At 69.0% G+C, this 17,395-nt stretch carries 18 protein-coding genes; 3 read left to right on the top strand and 15 right to left on the bottom strand.

The genetic code is table 11. From position 1 onward, the window contains the following. Entirely contained in the window at window positions 1–654 is a 654-nt protein-coding gene (locus DV707_RS13855) for a potassium channel family protein (RefSeq protein WP_103992884.1), read from the top strand. Window positions 655–715: 61 nt separating this feature from the next. Here the strand turns inward: DV707_RS13855 and hisE are convergent, their stop codons facing one another. Then, a complete protein-coding gene (gene hisE, locus DV707_RS13850; RefSeq protein WP_103992883.1) occupies window positions 716–1,018 on the bottom strand; it encodes a phosphoribosyl-ATP diphosphatase in 303 nt (100 codons plus the stop codon). A gap of 322 nt (window positions 1,019–1,340) precedes the next feature. Here hisE and DV707_RS13845 point away from each other — a divergent pair, with 322 nt between their 5' ends. Further along, the gene (locus DV707_RS13845) at window positions 1,341–1,712 is read left to right on the top strand and encodes a DUF7344 domain-containing protein (protein ID WP_103992882.1); all 372 of its coding nucleotides are present in this window, start codon (window positions 1,341–1,343) and stop codon (window positions 1,710–1,712) included. Window positions 1,713–1,870: 158 nt separating this feature from the next. On the opposite strand, the gene DV707_RS13840 is transcribed toward DV707_RS13845, so the two are convergent. From DV707_RS13840 to DV707_RS13775, 14 genes are all read right to left on the bottom strand, one after another. Beyond that, on the bottom strand, window positions 1,871–3,565 hold the full coding sequence (locus DV707_RS13840; RefSeq protein ID WP_136361886.1) for a PAS domain-containing protein: 1,695 nt from the start codon (window positions 3,563–3,565) through the stop codon (window positions 1,871–1,873). Between the two features lie 154 nt (window positions 3,566–3,719). Continuing rightward, a complete protein-coding gene (locus tag DV707_RS13835) occupies window positions 3,720–5,594 on the bottom strand; it encodes a PINc/VapC family ATPase (protein WP_103992880.1) in 1,875 nt (624 codons plus the stop codon). Between the two features lie 181 nt (window positions 5,595–5,775). Next, entirely contained in the window at window positions 5,776–7,473 is a 1,698-nt protein-coding gene (locus DV707_RS13830; protein ID WP_103992879.1) for a methyl-accepting chemotaxis protein, read from the bottom strand. A gap of 182 nt (window positions 7,474–7,655) precedes the next feature. Further along, window positions 7,656–8,294 (bottom strand): non-canonical purine NTP pyrophosphatase, encoded by a 639-nt coding sequence (locus DV707_RS13825; protein WP_103992878.1) that lies wholly within the window; start codon window positions 8,292–8,294, stop codon window positions 7,656–7,658. A 96-nt stretch (window positions 8,295–8,390) separates the two neighbouring features. Continuing rightward, entirely contained in the window at window positions 8,391–8,675 is a 285-nt protein-coding gene (locus DV707_RS13820) for a DUF5808 domain-containing protein (protein ID WP_103992877.1), read from the bottom strand. 271 nt (window positions 8,676–8,946) lie between these two features. Then, complete coding sequence (locus DV707_RS13815; protein ID WP_103992876.1) at window positions 8,947–10,548, bottom strand: bifunctional N(6)-L-threonylcarbamoyladenine synthase/serine/threonine protein kinase; 1,602 nt, start codon at window positions 10,546–10,548, stop codon at window positions 8,947–8,949. 33 nt (window positions 10,549–10,581) lie between these two features. Next, entirely contained in the window at window positions 10,582–10,896 is a 315-nt protein-coding gene (locus DV707_RS13810; protein ID WP_103992875.1) for a 30S ribosomal protein S24e, read from the bottom strand. Between the two features lie 117 nt (window positions 10,897–11,013). Then, window positions 11,014–11,562, bottom strand: a complete 549-nt coding sequence (locus DV707_RS13805) for a GTP-dependent dephospho-CoA kinase family protein (RefSeq protein WP_103992874.1) — start codon at window positions 11,560–11,562, stop codon at window positions 11,014–11,016. A gap of 5 nt (window positions 11,563–11,567) precedes the next feature. Then, window positions 11,568–11,765 carry a transcription elongation factor subunit Spt4 gene (gene spt4, locus DV707_RS13800; protein WP_103992873.1) on the bottom strand — a complete coding sequence of 66 codons (198 nt, stop codon included), beginning with the start codon at window positions 11,763–11,765 and terminating at the stop codon, window positions 11,568–11,570. After that, the gene (locus tag DV707_RS13795) at window positions 11,766–12,344 is read right to left on the bottom strand and encodes a DNA-directed RNA polymerase (protein WP_103992872.1); all 579 of its coding nucleotides are present in this window, start codon (window positions 12,342–12,344) and stop codon (window positions 11,766–11,768) included. A 3-nt stretch (window positions 12,345–12,347) separates the two neighbouring features. Beyond that, window positions 12,348–12,731 (bottom strand): PIN domain-containing protein, encoded by a 384-nt coding sequence (locus DV707_RS13790; protein WP_103992871.1) that lies wholly within the window; start codon window positions 12,729–12,731, stop codon window positions 12,348–12,350. A 105-nt stretch (window positions 12,732–12,836) separates the two neighbouring features. Continuing rightward, complete coding sequence (locus DV707_RS13785) at window positions 12,837–14,066, bottom strand: translation initiation factor IF-2 subunit gamma (protein WP_103992870.1); 1,230 nt, start codon at window positions 14,064–14,066, stop codon at window positions 12,837–12,839. 164 nt (window positions 14,067–14,230) lie between these two features. After that, window positions 14,231–15,769, bottom strand: coding sequence for a DUF402 domain-containing protein (locus DV707_RS13780; RefSeq protein ID WP_103992869.1), 1,539 nt, complete (start codon window positions 15,767–15,769; stop codon window positions 14,231–14,233). Further along, window positions 15,766–16,140 carry a DUF7532 family protein gene (locus tag DV707_RS13775; protein WP_103992868.1) on the bottom strand — a complete coding sequence of 125 codons (375 nt, stop codon included), beginning with the start codon at window positions 16,138–16,140 and terminating at the stop codon, window positions 15,766–15,768. Before DV707_RS13775 ends, DV707_RS13780 begins: the two co-directional genes overlap by 4 nt. Before the next feature lie 220 nt (window positions 16,141–16,360). Here DV707_RS13775 and DV707_RS13770 point away from each other — a divergent pair, with 220 nt between their 5' ends. Continuing rightward, window positions 16,361–17,365, top strand: a complete 1,005-nt coding sequence (locus DV707_RS13770) for a PrsW family intramembrane metalloprotease (protein WP_103992867.1) — start codon at window positions 16,361–16,363, stop codon at window positions 17,363–17,365. Window positions 17,366–17,395: the final 30 nt, after the last annotated feature.

Genomic DNA, 17,395 nt, shown 5'->3' with positions numbered 1-17,395 from the left:
ATGACCGCAACCCTCGACGTTATCATCGCCGGCGGCGGTAGAGTCGGCTTCCAAACAGCAGAACTGCTCGCAGACCGCGGCCACGACGTCACGATCATCGAACGCGACGACCGCGTGGTCTCCGACATCGCCGACGAGTGGGTCGCGACGGTGATCCACGGCGACGCGACCGACCCGTCGATCATCGAACAGGCCGGCGTCGAGCGGGCCGACGTGATCGCGGCGCTGACGGGCGAGAGCGGGCTGAACCTCGCGGTCTGTCTGGCCGCCTCGGAGCTCACTCCGGGCATTCGGACGGTCGCTCGAATCGACCGGGCGGCCCGCGAGTCCTACACCCGCTTCGTCGACGCCGTCCTGTTCCCCGAACGCGCCGGCGCTCGGGTGGCCGCGAACGAGATCAGCGGCAGCGACGTCCAGACGCTGGCGGACGTGACGGGCTCGCTCGACATCATGCTCGTTCGGGTCGCCGAGGGGGCGCCGGCGGCCGGCAAGCAACTCACCGAAGTCCGGTTCCCGGCGGGGACGCTCGTCGTCTCCGACGAGAACGGCGAGCGGATCGCGCGATCGGACACCACGCTCTCGGCCGGAAGCCGATACGTCGTCGCCGTCGAACCCGACGTCGCCGACGAAGTGATGAATCTCCTGCAGGGGTAGCGCCGTCGGGGCGCTCGTTCGCCCGCCTTTCGGGTCGCGAGAGCCGACTGCGCTTCGGCGCTCAGAACCGCTCGCGAAGTTCCGCCCGCAGGTCGTCCAGCGTCGCGTCCTCCATCGCGAGCAGGACCAGCAAGTGATAGACGAGGTCGGCGCTCTCCGCCAGCAGTTCCTCCTCCTCCTCGTCCTTCGCGGCCAGGATCGTCTCGGTCGTCTCCTCGCCGAGCTTCTCCAAGACGGCGTTTTCCCCCTTCTCGTGGGTGAAAAGCGAGGCGGTGTACGACCCCTCCGGGAGCGTCTCCTTTCGCTCCTCGATCGTCGCGAACAGCTCGTCGAGGACCTCCGCCGGCGGCGTATCCGACTCCATACGCGTAGGTGTCCCGGTCGGGAAAAGAATCGTCCGGTTCGGCGACGGCGACTCCCTCGCGGAACGCGCGGGCCGTGCGCGCCTCGCGAGGACGGTCGCGGTTGCGCGCCGGAGGTCCGTCACTTGAGAACCTCACGCGTCTACGTTGCCGGAATCGTCTCACCTCGTCACGTCGGCCGACGCGACGCCGGAAGTTGATGATCACTGGAAACCGATCCGTGTTCGGGCGGATTAATTTATAATCATCGATAAAAATATACTCGTTCTTCACTCTGTCAAAAACACTTATCAACGGTCTATTCGTTTATCGTACCACCGGCTAATGAGGACCAAAGACGCGGCCGATCTGCACACACTCAGCAACGTGTTCGAACTCCTGGGGAACGAGCGGCGACTCTGTGCGATCCTGTGTTTACGCGAATCCGAAGACCGGATGACCGTACGCAATCTCGCGACCGAGATCGCTGCCATCGAGCAGGATTCGCGCCCGGGGGAAGTCTCCGAGGAGACCGTTACCCGCGTGTACGTCTCGCTGCTCCACACGCACCTCCCGCGGTTGTACGAGATGAAAGTGGTCGAATATCACCGCGCTACCGAGTACATCGCGTTCTCGAACAACTCTCCGGCCGTCGAAACCGTCGTCGACGCCGTGACCGACGAATACCCCTCCATCGCCGTCGAGGCGACCGTGTGAACCGCCGGCATCGCTCGTCGCCATACCCGACTACCGAGACGAGACCGTGACCGGCCCGCGGGCCGGAGACACCGCGATCCGCTGCCCTCGTTCGGCCGTTCGAGTCGTGTGGATTCGGCTGTCGCCCAGGCTCCGAACGGGGTGGATTGTTTCACCGGCTACTCGTCGGATTCGCCCTCCGGGTCCGAGGCGCGCTGTAGCTGAATCGTCACGACGCTGCCGCGCGGGTCGTTCTCCTCGAAGGAGAGGTGGCCGCCGGCGCGGGTGACCAGCCAGTGGACCAGCCACAGCCCCAACCCGGTCCCGTGAGACAGCGGGTCGATCTCGTGTTCGCCGGTCAGGATCTCCCACTCGGTCGGCGGGATCCCCGGCCCGCGGTCCGCGACGCGGATCCGCACGTGATCGGCCGTCGATTCGACGTGCAACTCGACCTCCGGCGGCTCGCGGTCCGAGTGGACCACGGCGTTTTCGAGCAGCTCGCCGACGGCGCGCTCGATTCCGGGGATCGCGACGGCGGCGACGTCCTCGGGACAGTCGAACGCGACTTCGACCTCCGCGTTCGGGTGGGCCTCTCGGAGTTCGCGCACCTCGGCGCGGATCCGATCCACGAGGCGAATCCGGTGGCGGGCCCCGGAGGTCTCGATGAGATCGAGTATCTCGCGGTACGTCTCCGCGAGGTCCAGCAGTCGTTCGCCGACCCGTTCGATCTGCGCCGCGTCGGATGCGATCGCTCCGTCGGCCGATTCCTGGATGGTCTGTGCCTTGCCGAGGATCAGGTTCATCTCGTTCCGGAGGTTGTGCCGCAACACGCGAGAGAGCACGTTCAACTGTCGCTCACGCTCCTTCAGCGGCGTGATGTCCGTCTGGATCGCCACGAACTCGCGGACCGTCCCCGACTCGTCGGTGACGGGCGCGACCGTCTGCTGGGCGTAGTACAGCGATCCGTCGCGACGCTCGTTGAGGATCTCCTCTTCCCACACCTCTCCCGACCGGACGGTCGACCACAGCTCTGCGAAGTAGTCCTCGGACATCTGCCCCGAGTCGAGCAGGTCCGGCGTGCGGCCGACGGCCTCCTCGCTCGCGTACCCCGTGATCTCCTCGAACGCGGGGTTGACGTACGTGATCCGGCCGCTGTCGTCGGTGATGTAGATGGCGTGACCGGCGGTCTCGATGGCGCGACGGAACCGCCGGAGCTTCCGTTCTCGCTCCTTCCGCTCGGTCACGTCGCGCGCGGTGAGAAGCACGTCTCGCACCTCCTCGTCGGGGTACCGGACGCACGCCGTCCGCGCCTCGTACCACTCCACCCCGTCGTCCCTCCGCATCGGGTACTCGGTCCGCTGGATCTCGCCGGACTCGGCCGTCCGTTCGACCGCCTCCCGGACCGCCGAGGCGGTCTCCTCGGGGAGGACCTCCTCGACCGCTCTACCGGCGAGGTCCTCCGGCGGATGGACCGTGATCTCGTCCTCGCCCGAGAGGACTTCCCGGTAGCGCGCCGCCCCGTCGAGGAGGAAGATGTACTCGGGGGAGGCGTTCATCGCCGCCCGGAGGCGGTTCCGACTCGCCTGCAGTTGCGCGTTCATCTCCCGCAGCCGTTCTTTCGTCTCGTTCTCCTCTCGGACGTACCGCACCAGGTAGAACGCGAGGCCGACGGCGAGGACGCTGACCAGGAAGGCGGGCACCTCCCGCACCGCCGACCCGACGTCGAACAGCGTGAGCGCCTGCCGCAGCGCCATCAGCGAGAGCAGCACGACGAGAAACACGAACCGGCGGTCGCGCTCCCGATACAGCAGATACACCGAGAGACCGACCCCGAGGACGCGGAGCAGGAGCGACAGCAGGATCGGGGCGGTCACGAACACGGACGACGGCCCCCCGGACGAGCGGTCGGTCGGCTTCGACCCCGAAACACGCGACCGCGGAGGGGACCGACCATTGGCACAATCGCTGGGTTGTGCCTCCCGGAGTCATAAAACCACCGAGGGCCGCGAAAGCCCGGTCTTCACCGCCTCAGGCCGGGTGAACCGTGATCCGCTGTTTCCGGTCGATCGCCTGTTCGAGTTCGTCGGCGATGGCGCTGCCCCGGGACACCTGGATGTCGCCGCCGCGACCGACCGTCGCGGTGAAGAGGTACTCCCCGTCGGCGCGGATCTCGACGGTCTCGCCGACGTGTTCGTCCATCCGGACGACGACGTGTCGCGAGGTCACCTCGGGCGTGACGACGATGCCGTCGTCGGCGCCGCCGGATCCGCCCGAGCCACCGCTCTGTCCGCTGCCGGCGGCGGACTCCCCGCCGGCCCGCCCCGGTTTCTCGTCGTGCGTCCGCACGTCGATGTCGATGCCGAGTCGGTCCTCGACGTCGGAGATGCGGCCGCCGCCCTTGCCGATGACGTAGGAGATGTCGTCCTCCTCGACGTAGACGACCGCGTCGTTCTGCCCCTTCAGTTCGACGTCGACGTGCCCGCGGGCGATCGATCGGATCTCGCGTTCGATCTCCTGGCGCGCGAGGCGGCCGACGCCGGTCTCGCCGTCCCCGTCCCCGTCGCCGATCGGCACGGTGACGACCTGGCGGTTGAACGTGTAGATCTCGTACTCCGGCTTGCCGGTCTCGAAGTCCGCGACCTGGATCACCGGCCGGGCGAGGTCCTCGGCGGTGAGTCCCTCGGGGACCTTCACCTCGGTCGTCACGTCGTAGACCGTGTCCACGCGGCCGTCCTCGATGTAGACGACGGTGTCGACGACCTGCGGGATCATCCCGAGTTCGACGCGGCCGACGAGCCGCTGGAGGGCGTCGATGGCGCGGGTGGCGTGGACGACGCCGACCATCCCGACGCCGGCGAGGCGCATGTCCGCGAAGACGCCGAAGTCGTCGGTCTTCCGCACCTCATCGTAGATGGTGTAGTCCGGCCGGACCAAGAGCAGCGAGTCGGCCGTCTTCGCCATGTCGCCGCCGAGGGCGGTGTACTGGGTGATGTCGTCGCCGACCTGGAGGTCGCGGGGCTTCTCCATCGTCTTCACCGCGTAGTCGGCGTCGGTGAGGAACTCCGCGACCGCCTGCGCGAACGTCGACTTCCCGGCCCCGGGCGACCCGGAGATGAGGACGCCGCGCTGGCGCTCTTTCAACCGATCTTTGAGTTCGTCGGCGAACTCGTAGTCCTCGATGTCGGTCTTGACGATCGGTCGGACGGCGGTGATCTCGATGCCGTCGGCGAAGGGGGGACGGGCGACCGCGATCCGGTAGTCGCGGAACTGCACGATGCTCATTCCCGGTTCCGACAGTTCGAGAAAGCCCTCCGAACTGCTGCGGGCGGTCTCTTCGATGTCGTCGGCCCACTCCTTCATTGTCGCCTCGTCGGTCACCTCCTCGTCGATGGTCTGGTAGTGCATCTCGCCGATGGCCCCGCGCTTGGCCTTCGGCTTCGTGCCGGTCTTCAGGTGGACCGACATCGTCTGCTCGTCGAAGAACTCCTCGATGACGAGTTCGCCGGACCCGCGGACCCGCGGTTCGACGTACTCGACGTCGAGGCCCTTCGCCTTCGCGACCTCCGACTGGACGACGTCGCTCGTGAGAAGCGTCGCTTCCTCCTCCTCGGCCACGTCGCGGATCACCGCGTCGATGTCGCCCTCGTGGGCCCCGGTGGCCTCGCTGGGCTTCGTCCGGCGGCCGACGTACCGGACGTCGACCGCTCCGTCGTCTGCGAGCACTGCGAGTCGCTGGAGCTCTTCGAGCCCCTCCCATCCCGTGTCGAGGCCGTCGTTGGCCTGCGATTCGAGTTCGCCGACGACCGCCTCCGGGACCAAAATCGGCCCCGCGTCCTCGCCCGACTCGACCCGCTCGGACACGCGACCGTCGATGACCGCGCTCGTGTCCGGCACTATCTTCATATTTCCCGGTTCGACCGGCGGACGGATAAGGCTATAGACTGCGGATCAGCCCGGTGAGAGTTCGATCCGAATCGCGGAGTGACTCGGACCGGAGACGACACACGCGAGTCGGATCGGAGACGACACACGCAAGTCGGACCGGAGACGACGGGACGCGGTCCGCCGCCGGCGACCATCCACCTCAGTCGTCGGAGGGGGCGCCCGCGGGCCGTGGTTCGGTCGCCCCCGCGGGAGCGGTGTCGTCTCCGGCCGGTCGTCCGTCCCCGCTTCCCCCGTCGACGTCGAGCGTCTCGAAGGAGTCGACGAGGTCGTCGAGACCGCTCGCCTGCGCCGTGAGCGTGGCCGCCTGCGCTTCGAGTTCGCCGAGGGACTCGGACTGCCTCCTCGCGTCCTCGACCGCGGCGGTGGTCCGGGCGGTCGTCTCCTCGGAGATGTTCGCGACCTCGTCGACCCGCGCGGAGACGTCCTGTGCGGACGTGGCCTGCTGGTCGGTGGCGTCGCTCACCTCGCGGATGCTCCGGTCGATCCCCTCGACCTCGCTCACGATCGACTCGAACTCGTCGATGGCGGCCTCGACGGTGTCGACGCTGGATCTGACCTGCTCGTCGGTCTCGTGGACGATCGAGAGCGTCTCCTCGGAGCGCTCTGTCACGTCCGCGATGAGCCCGGACACCTCGTCGGCGGACTCGCGGGTCTCCTCCGCCAGCGCCTTCACCTCGCGGGCGACGACGCCGAACCCGTCGCCGGCGTCGCCGGCGTGGGCCGCCTCGATCGAGGCGTTGATCGCGAGGAGGTCGGTCTGCGACCCGATCTCGTCGATGAACGCGGCGACCTCCTCGATCTCGTCGATGTGCGTGGCGAGTTCCTCCATCGCCGCCGCGGCCTCGTCGATCTGTCGCTCGACGGCGTCGAGTTCCTCCATCGCCGTCGTCGCGACGTCGCGGCCCTCCCGCCCGCGCTCGGCGGCGCGCTCGGCCGTGCCGGCGACCTCGTCGGCGGAGGCGGCGATCTCCTCGACCGTCGCCGAGAGCGTCGAGAGCTCCGAGGCGACGGTCTGGAGGTGCTCGGTCTGCTCGTCGGCCCCGTCCTCGATCTCGTCGACGGCGGCCGCGACCGCCTCGCTCGACTCGGTCGCGCGCTCGACGTGGGTCCGCGCCTCGTCGCTCATCTCCGCCACCCGGTCGGCGAACGTCTGCACCTCGCCGATCGTCGCCGAGAGCGTCCGGAGGAACTCGTTGTACGAGCGCGCCACCTCGCCGTACCGCTCGTCCTCCTCGGCGAGTTCTTCGGCCGGCATCAGCGCCGTGAGGTCGCCCTCGCGAGCGTGTTCGGTGGCCTCACCGAAGGCGTCGACGAGGCGCTGGAGCGCCCGCGTGTGGGTCGTGAGATCCGTCGCCATCCGGCCGAGCGAGTCGCCGAACTCACCGGGCAGTCGCTCGTCGAGCACGGGGTCGTCGAACTCCCTGTCGGCCATCGCGGTCGCCTGCGCCGAGACGAGTCGGAGGTGCTCGTGCATGTCGGCGAAGTCCTCGACGAGCGCCGCGATCTCGTCGTCGCCGTCGGTCGTCGGCGGCGACGTCGAGAGGTCGCCCGCGGCGACGGCGGACGCGGACGTCGAGAGGCCGTCGATCGGCTCGACGACGTCGCGGCGGACGATCAGGACGGTGTTGAGGAAGGCGACGGCCGCGCCGACCAGGAGCAGCGCCGACAGCGCGATCGTCGTCTCGCCGCTCGTGACCCACGGGAGGCCCGCCTGAGCGATCGAGATGGCGAACTGGATCCCCACCGCGGCCAGCACTTTTCGCGCGACGGAGTGAGAGACGTCCAGAACGTCCATCGTTCCCCAGAGGAGTCGTTCGTACGATTCGAGGAGTCTCATACGCTGGCTCACCCGACGCTCACGCATAAGTCTGCTATCGTGTTCTCACTTACTGATAACGGCCTCCACACAAAAACCGAATCCGTATCAAGGTTTGCGTCCCGCTATCAGTTTCGATACGCGGTTCCGAGATCTCCGCCGTGGCCCGCGCCGACTCCGGTGCCCGACGGTCGCCCTCGTCGCTACTGCGTCCGTTCCTGCAACCACTCCGCGAACTTCGCGAACGCCCGCCCCCGGTGGGAGACGGCGTTCTTCTCCTCGGGGCTCATCTCCGCGAACGTGGTGCCGTCGTGCTCGAAGATGGGGTCGTAGCCGAACCCGCCCTCGCCGCGCGGTTCGACGATCCGGCCGGGGACCCGCCCGTGAAACAGTTTCACCGGGAGCGCGTCGGCGCCCTCGTCGTCCTGGCTCGCCGCACCCGCGGCGGCCGCGGCGCTCCGGTCCGCGCGGTCGATCGGGTCCGGACTCGCCTCGAAGTCGTCGCCGTCGCAGTACGCTAAGACGCACCGGAACGACGCGCGGTACGGGTCGTCGGCCTCGCGCTCGACGAGTCGCTGGACCGCCCCGACGCCCAGCGTATCCTCGACGTACGACGAGTACGGACCGGGGAAGCCGTCGAACCCCTCGACGAACAGGCCGGCGTCGTCGACGAGGACGGGTTCGCCCGCGTGGCGGTACGCCTCTCGCGCGCCCCGTGCGGCGATGGGCCCCAGATCCGACGCCTGGACCTCGGTGTAGTCGTAGTCCAACTGCTCGACGCCGTCGAGGTACTCGCGCGCCTCCCGCACTTTCCCCGCGTTCGTCGTGACGTAGCGAAGCATCTACCGACACGTGAGGCGAGTCGAGAGAAAGTACCGTCGGTTCCGCGTCGCCGGCGCGGCGACGGCCTCGTCACCGCGCCGCTTCGGCGCTCCGATTCAATCGACGATGACTTCGACCGGACCGTCGTCGTCCTCGTCGGCGTCGAGGTCGTCGTCGCCGCTCCGGGACTTCTGCTCCTGCCAGAGGAGGCCGCCCACCACGAGCAGCGCGACCCACGAGCGCCAGTTCGCGAGGTTGAGCGTGTAGCCGATGCCGAAGGGCTTCTTCACGAGCATCCCCTCGCCGGGCTTCCAGTACGACGCGAGCATCCGGCCGAACGAGGGGCGCTCGAAGTTGTACGGGATCCCGAGAACCTCTCCCTGCTTCGGTTTGTCTACCATACGAGAGCGTACGCCGGGCGGTAATAAATCGTTTTGGCATCGGTTCGCTGACAGTCGGCCGCGGGTCGGCGGACGCTCGACGGCGCCCCGACGCGGAGATTTATATGCGAACCCGCGGCCATGGCCCCCGTGACGTAAGCGTCATCCCGCGTCGGGCCGCGGTCGTTCGGCACGTCGGCGCGGGACGAGCGGGCGGCCGCCAGTCGGGCGAGGACCGGCCGGCCGCCCCGCGCGGGTGCCGACTGTTCGCCCCCAACGCCGCTAGTCCGACTCACTGGTACCGGCCGCGTCCCTCGATCTCCCGGAGTCGGTTCAGAACGGCGCCGTCGCCGACGGCGGCGTACCCCGATTCGACGGCGTCGAGCAACGGCTCCGCGTCGGCGGCGGTCCCGGCGACGCTCTGTTTGAACACGTGGAGGTCCATCGCGTGGTCCTCGACGTGGCCGGTGTGGTAGCCGAGGCCGAAGTCGATGAGGTACGTCCGCTCGCCGTCGACGCGGACGTTCCGGGTCGTGGGATCCCCGTGGACGAAGCCGGCGTCGTGGACGGCCGCGAGGTGCCGCCCGACTGCCCGGCACCGCTCCTCCGAGAGCGCCGCGGCGAGGTCGTCGTCGCCGACGCGCTGGAAGAGCAGCGTCCCCTCCGCGGGATCGACGTCGTAGACGACGGGCGTCGGGACGCCGACGCGGCGCGCGGCGCTCGTGAGCCGCGCCTCCGCCCGCGTGCGCTCGGCGCGGAGGCGGTCGTCGAGCGCCGGGTGGCGGTACGCCTTCGGGACGCGTCGCTTGATCACGCGGTCGCTCTCGATCGTCACGGTCGCCTCCGCCCCGCGGATCGTCCCCGACGCGGTCGGATCGCGAACGACCGACTCGTCGCCGCCGCGCCAGGTCACTGCGACCTCGTCGGGCCGGAAGTTCGGGTCGACCGAGGAGTCCGGGATCTCGACCGTGTCGCCGGCGGCGTACATCTTCGCGCCCAGCACCGCGATCATCCCGGCGTTGTCGCGGAGGAACCGCGGCTCGGGCGCGTAGAAGTCCGCGCCGCGCTGCTCGCACATCGAGGCGAGCATCTCACGCAGGCGCTCGTTCTGCCCGACGCCGCCGCCGAGGACGAGTTCGTCGGTCCCCGTCAGCGACAGCGCCCGCTCTGCGACTTCGGTCAACATCGCGAAGATCGTCTCTTGGAGGCCGGCGCAGACGTCTTCGACCGGCACGCCGTCGTCGACGGCGTCCTTCGCGGCGGACATGATCCCCGAGAAGGAGAAGTCCATCCCCTTCACCACGTAGGGGAGGTCGTGGTACTCGCCATCTTTCGCCCGCCTCTCGACCTTCGGGCCGCCCGGATGGGACCAGCCGAGGTGCCGCGTGAACTTGTCTATCGCGTTTCCGACGCCGGTGTCCATCGTCTCGCCGAGGATCCGGTACCGCCCGTCGTGGTAGCCCAGGAGGTGCGCGTTCGCGCCCGAGGCGTTCAGACAAACCGGCGACTCGAAGCCCGACCGGTGGCGACCGATCTCGAGGTGGGCCACCATGTGATTGACGCCGACGAGCGGCACCGACAGCGTCTGCGCCAGCGCCCGCGCCGCGGTGCCGACGATGCGGAGACACGGACCGAGTCCGGGCCCGCGGGAGAACGCGACGGCGTCGACGTCGAGCCCGTCCCCGTCTTCACTGGCGGTCGATGCCGCGTGATCGAGGATCGTCGAGACGACCTCGGGGATCGCCGATCCCATGTGTTCGGCCGCCTCGCGCGGGTGAATGCCGCCGCTGTCGGGTTCGTAGGGATCGGATTCGATGACGACGTCGTCGGTTTCGGCGTCGTAGAGCGCGGCGCTGGCGGCCCAGGCGGTCCCTTCGATTCCGACGATTCGCATCGAGAAGTGAGTGTCCGCTGGCTGTGCGACCGATCAGGCCTCTTCGGCTTCCGCCTCGGCCCCTTCTTCGGCCTCGATCTTGTTCCGATCGAGCATGTAGTCCTGCTCGATGTCGCGGGCGAAGTCGGGCGACTCGTAGACCTTCGCGTAGCCGACGGTCTTTCGCATCCCGAACTTCGTGTCGAGTTCGTGGACGACGACTTCCGCCGAGTCCTTGTTCAGCTTCGCGGCGAGGCTGTCGCGGACGGAGAGCCGCGAGGGCGTCGCGTCGTCGTGAACGATCTCGAACCGGACGTCGGTCCGATGTAACATCGGATTCTCGTCCTCGGAGATAATGTCGATTTCCATGGTTCAGTTGTCCTACCTTCCTCCCGAAAGGAGTAAAAGGATTTCGAAGAGGCGAACGCGGTTCTCAGTCGCGCCTCCGACGCCGTTCGGCCGGGTTCGTCCGGACTCCCGAGGCGTTCAACGGGAGTCGCCCGCCGGTTCGACGCCGAGGGCCGCCAGCGCGCCGGCGACGTCACCGTTCATCCGCTCGATCAGCGACCGCATCTCCGCCTTCGCGTCGTCGGTGACGTCGACGCGGACCATCCCCTCGTCGGGTTGGCCGTAGACGACTGTCGCGCCCACCGGTGCGACGAGCACCGCCGGCAGCGCGGCGAGGTCCTCCTCGCCGTCGACGACGATCGTGATCGGGTCGTCGGCCGCGACGGCCTCGGCGAGCGTGGAAAGCAGCGATTCCGACAGCGTACCCGGCGGGTTCTCGACGTCGCGCCTGTGATCGGGGTCCGAGAGCGCCTCGCGGATCTCGGCGTCGACCGCCTCGCGTTTCGTCTTCCCGTCGACGAGCGCGACCGACGGCGCGTGACCCGCCCGCCGCAGGTGATAGGTGACGACGTCGCCGACGGCGATCACGGGGCGGCCGGCGTCGGCGAGCAGCGCCGCTGCGTCGGTGTAGACGGGGCCGAAGGGGTCCTTGAACGAGCCTCTGACGTCGTCTGGCAGCGTGAGCATCCGACTCAGCGGACCTTCAGCGCGTAGCCGCCCGGCTCGTTGACGTTCATCTCGTCGGCGATCTCCGACTGCTCGGGGTGCGTGATGACGACGTAGCCCGCCCAGTCCTCGGTGAGACTGCTGGAGCCGCAGTTCTCACACGCCTGCGCGTCGCCGTGGTTGATGTAGTGACACTCCCGGCAGGCGAGACGGGACTCGGCCATCTACTCGCCCTCCGCCCCGGTCGTCGCGGTGTTCGCCTGGCGGTCGGCCTCCAGCCAGCCGTGCTTGCCGAGCCCGGGCTGTTTGGCGGTGAGACCGATCTTCGAGTCGCGCGGGTTGCGCTCGTCGATGCTCTTCGTCACGACGCGCACGCGGACGGAGTCGCCGACGCTCAGCGTCCGGTTCGACTCCGTCGACGCGAGCTGCTGGTTCTCGCCGTCGTAGGCGAGGTACTCGTCGGAGATCTGCGAGACGTGCAGCAGCCCGTCGACCGGCCCGATGCCGACGAACGCGCCGAACTCGACGACCTCGACGACCTCGCCGTCGACGACCTCCTGCATCGAGGGGTCGAACGTGATCGCGTCGAACTCCGCCTCGTAGTAGACGCCGGCGCGGCCGGGGAGCACCGTCCCCTCGCCGATGTCGTGGACGTCGACGACGCTGACGACGCTGCCGACGTCCTCGTCCATCCGTCCTTCCAGTTTGTCCTGCAGGAGCCGCTTGACCCGCTGCGGCGTCACGTCCGCGAGGTGCTTCGGCGGTACCTCGACTGTGTCCTTGAGTCGTACCCGTTTGTACATGTGTTATGGTTCTGTTATCTCCAATGCGTTTCGCCCCCTTAAACCGATTACGCGAACGCCGCGTTCGAGCAACCGGTCGCGGAGCGGCCTGTCGTTGGTGAGGACGTACCCGCCCTCGGTTTCTGCGAGTTCGATCACGGCGTCGTCGGCGTAGGAGACGCCGGTCTCGACGACGCGACACCGCGAGACGAGGTCCCGGCCCACGCTCGCGGCGGTCGCCTCGACGCCGCTGCCCCCCTCCGCGAGCTTCTCCAGTTCCTCGACGACGGCGCGCGGGGTGACCAGGTCGGCGTCGGCGCCGACGAGGCGGTCGAGTTCCTCGAAGACCCGCACGTCGAGTTCGACCGGCATCATCAGCGCGTTCGTGTCGAGTATCACGGTCGTCATCCTCGTGTGTGTCGTGTGGTCGCGTCCCGCTCCGCCGCCGCGCGTTTCGATCCGCTCGCGTGTGCGTTCACGGCCGCCGTCGGACCGCGGCGTCGCGGCCGGCCGTCACTGCAGCGTCCCGATGCCGATGAGTCGCCACCGCGCGCCGACCCGGCGGTTGATGGCGATCTTCGCGCCCGACTCGGCGCAGACCGGTCGCTTCAGCGACACCTCGGCCTCGCCGGTCCGGGCGCTCGTGACCGCGCCGACGGTCGTCGCGGTCCCGACGGTGAGCATCAGCGGTTCGCCGGTCGAGATCTCCTCCACTGCGCCCTCGTCCTCGCCGACGATCCGGTCGAGGAGTTCGACGTCCATCGTGAACTCCTCGCGCGTCGGCGGGAGCGTTCCGGGTTCGCCCGCGACCTGCCCGGCCAGCGCGTCGCCCTTCGTGAGGCTCGGATCGAGGCCCGTGCCGATCCCGCAGAGGCCGCCGGGTCGGACCTCCTCGACCGACTGGCCGCCGGCCTGCAGCGATCGGATCTCCGTCGTGATCGGCTCCCACTCCGAGGAGCCGCCCTCCTCGACCTCGCGGCCGGGGCGGAGTTCCAGTTCCTCGCCGGTGGCGAGTTTGCCCTGAACGACGGACCCGCCGACGACGCCGCCCTTGAGGTCCTCCCAGGTCGTCCCCGGGCGGTTGATGTCGAACGAGCGCGCCGCGAACAGCCGCGGCGACTCGCTCTCGTCGCGCTCTGGCGTCGGGATCTCACGCTCGATGGCGTCGATCAGGAGGTCGATGTTGACCTCCTGCTGGGCGCTGACGGGGACGATCGGCGCGTCCTCGGCGACGGTGCCCTCGACGAACTCCTCGATCTGTTCGTAGGACTCGACCGCGCGCTCGCGGTCGACCAGGTCGATCTTGTTCTGTGCGATGACGATGTTGTCGATGCCGATGATGTCCAGCGCCATCAGGTGCTCTTCGGTCTGGGCCTGCGGGACGTCCTCGGTCGCGCTCACGACGAGGACCGCGCCGTCCATGATGGCCGCGCCCGACAGCATCGTCGCCATCAGCGTCTCGTGGCCCGGGGCGTCGACGAACGACACCGTCCGCAGCACCTCGGTCTCCTCGCCGTCCGGTCCGGTCTCCTCGACCGTGTAGCACTCCGGCGGGTCGACGTCGGGGAGTTTCCGGAACGTGGCGTCGGCGTATCCGAGGCGGATGGAGATTCCGCGCTTCATCTCCTCGGAGTGCTGATCCGTCCACGATCCGGACAGCGCCTGCACGAGCGTCGTCTTCCCGTGGTCGACGTGCCCGACGAGTCCGATGTTCACCTCCGGTTGTTGTGTTTGTTGTGTCACTATTGACCTCCTAGAGAGTAATCTTGCGTGCAATTCGCCGCGAGCGACTGATAAAGTTGCTGTTCTCGCCCCGAGGGAGGGTGTGGGAGCTCCTTCCACGGCGTTCGAGTCCGCCGTTATCGGGGTCGCTACTCGGACAGCGCGCGTTCGAGAAAGCCCGGGCGTTATTCGGACAGCGCGCGTTCGAGACTCGCGGCCACCGCTCGCGCCTTCTCCGCGACGCCTTCGGGGACGGCCCCCGCCTCGACCGCCGCGTCGAGTTCGTCGTCGTCGACGCGCTCGACCGTCCCGTCGGGACGTTTCACGACGTCGACGTGGAGGTCGACGTACCGGACCTCGTCGGGGAAGCACTCGACGGGCGTACAGACGTTGACGTAGGTCCCGCGGTGCTCGCCCTCGGCGCTCCGGTAGACGGTCGGGTACCACCAACGGCCCTCGCGGAACTTCGTGAGGGCGGTGTCGCCGGCCTCCCGCCGGGTCCCCAGTCCGTCGTAGGTGCCGCTGCCCGAGAGCGTCCGCGTCACGTCCAGCGAGCCGTCGACGTCCCGGTCGGTCACCTCGCCGCTGCCCAGCGAGAACGCGCGGCCGTCGGGCTTCCCGTGTCTGATCTCGACGGTGTCGCCCTCGACGGGGCCGAACTGCCGCGTCACGACGTCGAACGGGAAGTCGGGGCCGTCGCTCCCGTCCTCGGACTCCGCGGCACCGTCGGCGACGCCGCCGGCCCCGTCCGCCCCCCAGAGCGCCTCCGCGAGGTCGACGCCGGCGCTGGCGGCCTCGCTTCCGGCCTTCGTCCGGTGGTGCCCGGGCATCGTCGTCGTCACCTCGCGTCGAGCGGCGTCGAGCGCGAACCGGGTCTCGCGGCCGAACCACAGCCACAGCCCGGTCGAGGGCGTCGCGAGCGTGGCCGGGCGCTCTGCGGTCGATCCGCTTTCGCCGTCGATCCCCGCCTCGTCCACGGCCGCGGCGAGATCCTCGGCGCGTCCGACGGCCTGTTCGAGCGCCGCCTCCAGCGCGCTCATCTCGGCCCGGGTCGCCGCGTGGGACCACTCGATGCCCCACCCGTCGGGGACGTCGACCGAGAGCAGGTCCGTCATCCCCGCGAGTTCGCGCCCGGCGGCGTCGTCTCGGGTGTCGACCGCGACGCCGTCGCGGCCGCGCACCAGGGTCGCGAGTCCGGCGTCCGCGCGGATCTCGGTGCCGAGTCGCGCCCGCCGGTCGGCCCACGGCGGCGCGCTCTCTCTGACCTGCACCCTGACGTCGTCGCCCGTTTCGAGATGCGTGTCGGACTCGCCGTAGGGGAGAAACCCCTCGCTCTCCCCGAGATCGCAGACCGCACCGGAGCCGAGCGTCTCGCTCACGGTCGCCTCGAACACCGCGCCCGGCGGGGTCGGATCCTCCCACGCGAAGGTGTCGCGGCCGACGTCTCGGAGTTCCGCGCCGACGGTCGCGACGGCGTCGGGGTCGCCGTCGACGCCGACGCCCTGGCGGTCGCCCGTCGTCGCGACCGTGACGTCGTGCGATCCCTCGCCGAACTCGGCGTCGAATCGCTCCCGGATCGGTTCGGAGGCCTGCACGACCTCGGCGCCCGCGTCGAGGAGGACCCACGTCACGGCCGTCGCGTAGATCCCCCTGACCCGGACGCGGGGCGACGCGCTCGCGGGTTCATCCGCCGTCGACCGCCCGTCGCCGTCCTCCCGGCTCATCGCAGCGCGTCCTCGTCGTGGGCGAACCGCACCCGGTCGTGGACGGTCGGACCGAGCGACAGTTCGACGACGTCCGACGAGAGGACGCGCCCGCCCTCGACCGGGACGCCCCACGTATCGAACCGGAGGTACCCCCGGAGGTCGCTGCCGTGGGTGAACAGGTCGAGGTACTCCACGGCGTGCTCGTTGATCCCGCTCGCGCTGTGCGCCAGCTCCATGTCCGAGTAGACGACGTCGCGCTCGAAGAACTCCCGGAGGGTCTCGGCGTCGCGGTCGACGGCCGTCGAGACGAGTTCGGAGGCCTCCCGGACCTCCTCGCGGGTGAGGCCGACCTCCCGGAGGGCGGCCTGCGTACGTTGATCGAAGTGCATCGGTACCCGGTGATACGGGCGGCCGACTTTTGAGACTGATTACTCTCGCCTCTTCCCGCCGAGCGCCGGCAACGGGGTGGCGCCCGGCGGTGACAAGTGAGCGTAACCAGTACGAATCCAGCCAGTCGCGGCCGACACCAGGCGGTCGCGGCAGGCGCCGACGCACCTCTCGAACGCCCCGGCCGAAGACCTTAGGTCGCCGCGTGAGAACCGGCCGGCGATGCGGGACAGAAAGGATCCGATCGAAGAGGCTGCAGGGGACTCGATGGACCTCTACGACGTGGCGACCTGGGACGTGCGCACCCCGCTCGACAAGGTGTCGGCGCTCATCTGGCGCGTCGTCGCCGGGTCCGCCCGACTCGCCGTGGTCGGCTTCGCCTTCCTCTTGCTCCTCGGTATCGGCGGCCTCGCGGCGCTGACTGACCCGCAGATCGGGTTGCTCACGCTTCTCTCTGCGATCCCGGCGATCGGGCTGGCCGCGTACGTCTACTCGACGGACGTGACCTCCAGCGAACCGCTCTCGCTTCTCGTCGCGACGTTCCTCCTCGGGGTGCTGACGGCGAACTTCGCGGCCGTTCTCAACACCGTGCTGCGCCCGTACTTCCAGGTGCTCGGGTTTCTCGGAACGGCGGCGTTCTTCTACGTCGTCGTCGGCCCGGTCGAGGAGGTGGTGAAGCTGCTGGCGGTTCGGCTCTACGCCTACACCGACGACCGGTTCGACGCCGTCCTCGACGGGACGGTCTACGGCGCGATGGCCGGCCTCGGCTTCGCCGTCATCGAGAACGCGCTCTACATCACCCGACAGCTCCCGGACCAGGGGCTCGATATGGGACTCGGGCTCATCGGCGTCGGCGGCGGCATCACCGCGATCAGGGCGCTCGCCGGTCCGGGACACGTGATCTACTCAGCCATCGCGGGTTACTACCTCGGCCTCGCGAAGTTCAATCCGGGCAAACGCGGCCCGATCGTCGTGAAGGGCATTCTGCTCGCCGCGTTCGTCCACGCGACGTACAACACCACCGTCGGGATCGGCTCGGCGCTCATCGGCGCCGTGACCGGGCTCTCGGGGCTCGCGCCGTTCCTCGTCTACGTCGTGCTCTACGACGGCGTCTTCGGGCTCTTCCTGCTCCGGAAGATCCAGAAGTACCGCGACAGCTACCGCGAGGCCCACGCGCCGCCCGCGACCGAATCGGACTTCGACTCGGAACTGACCGAGTTCGAGTGATCCCGCGGCCGTTCGATGCTCCCCGCAGCG

The organism is Halobellus limi (assembly GCF_004799685.1).
Lineage (GTDB): Archaea > Halobacteriota > Halobacteria > Halobacteriales > Haloferacaceae > Haloquadratum > Haloquadratum limi.
The sequence above is the reverse complement of the archived record's forward strand: the minus strand, read 5'-3'. Positions and strand labels throughout refer to the sequence as shown.

What these genes read in the sequence shown, in the direction of transcription:
- DV707_RS13855 (WP_103992884.1), top strand. Translation starts at nt 1, where the DNA reads ATGACCGCAACCCTCGACGTTATCATCGCCGGCGGCGGTAGAGTCGGC.
- hisE (WP_103992883.1), bottom strand. Translation starts at nt 1,018, where the DNA reads ATGGAGTCGGATACGCCGCCGGCGGAGGTCCTCGACGAGCTGTTCGCG.
- DV707_RS13845 (WP_103992882.1), top strand. Translation starts at nt 1,341, where the DNA reads ATGAGGACCAAAGACGCGGCCGATCTGCACACACTCAGCAACGTGTTC.
- DV707_RS13835 (WP_103992880.1), bottom strand. Translation starts at nt 5,594, where the DNA reads ATGAAGATAGTGCCGGACACGAGCGCGGTCATCGACGGTCGCGTGTCC.
- DV707_RS13830 (WP_103992879.1), bottom strand. Translation starts at nt 7,473, where the DNA reads ATGAGACTCCTCGAATCGTACGAACGACTCCTCTGGGGAACGATGGAC.
- DV707_RS13825 (WP_103992878.1), bottom strand. Translation starts at nt 8,294, where the DNA reads ATGCTTCGCTACGTCACGACGAACGCGGGGAAAGTGCGGGAGGCGCGC.
- DV707_RS13820 (WP_103992877.1), bottom strand. Translation starts at nt 8,675, where the DNA reads ATGGTAGACAAACCGAAGCAGGGAGAGGTTCTCGGGATCCCGTACAAC.
- DV707_RS13815 (WP_103992876.1), bottom strand. Translation starts at nt 10,548, where the DNA reads ATGCGAATCGTCGGAATCGAAGGGACCGCCTGGGCCGCCAGCGCCGCG.
- DV707_RS13810 (WP_103992875.1), bottom strand. Translation starts at nt 10,896, where the DNA reads ATGGAAATCGACATTATCTCCGAGGACGAGAATCCGATGTTACATCGG.
- DV707_RS13805 (WP_103992874.1), bottom strand. Translation starts at nt 11,562, where the DNA reads ATGCTCACGCTGCCAGACGACGTCAGAGGCTCGTTCAAGGACCCCTTC.
- spt4 (WP_103992873.1), bottom strand. Translation starts at nt 11,765, where the DNA reads ATGGCCGAGTCCCGTCTCGCCTGCCGGGAGTGTCACTACATCAACCAC.
- DV707_RS13795 (WP_103992872.1), bottom strand. Translation starts at nt 12,344, where the DNA reads ATGTACAAACGGGTACGACTCAAGGACACAGTCGAGGTACCGCCGAAG.
- DV707_RS13790 (WP_103992871.1), bottom strand. Translation starts at nt 12,731, where the DNA reads ATGACGACCGTGATACTCGACACGAACGCGCTGATGATGCCGGTCGAA.
- DV707_RS13780 (WP_103992869.1), bottom strand. Translation starts at nt 15,769, where the DNA reads ATGAGCCGGGAGGACGGCGACGGGCGGTCGACGGCGGATGAACCCGCG.
- DV707_RS13775 (WP_103992868.1), bottom strand. Translation starts at nt 16,140, where the DNA reads ATGCACTTCGATCAACGTACGCAGGCCGCCCTCCGGGAGGTCGGCCTC.
- DV707_RS13770 (WP_103992867.1), top strand. Translation starts at nt 16,361, where the DNA reads ATGCGGGACAGAAAGGATCCGATCGAAGAGGCTGCAGGGGACTCGATG.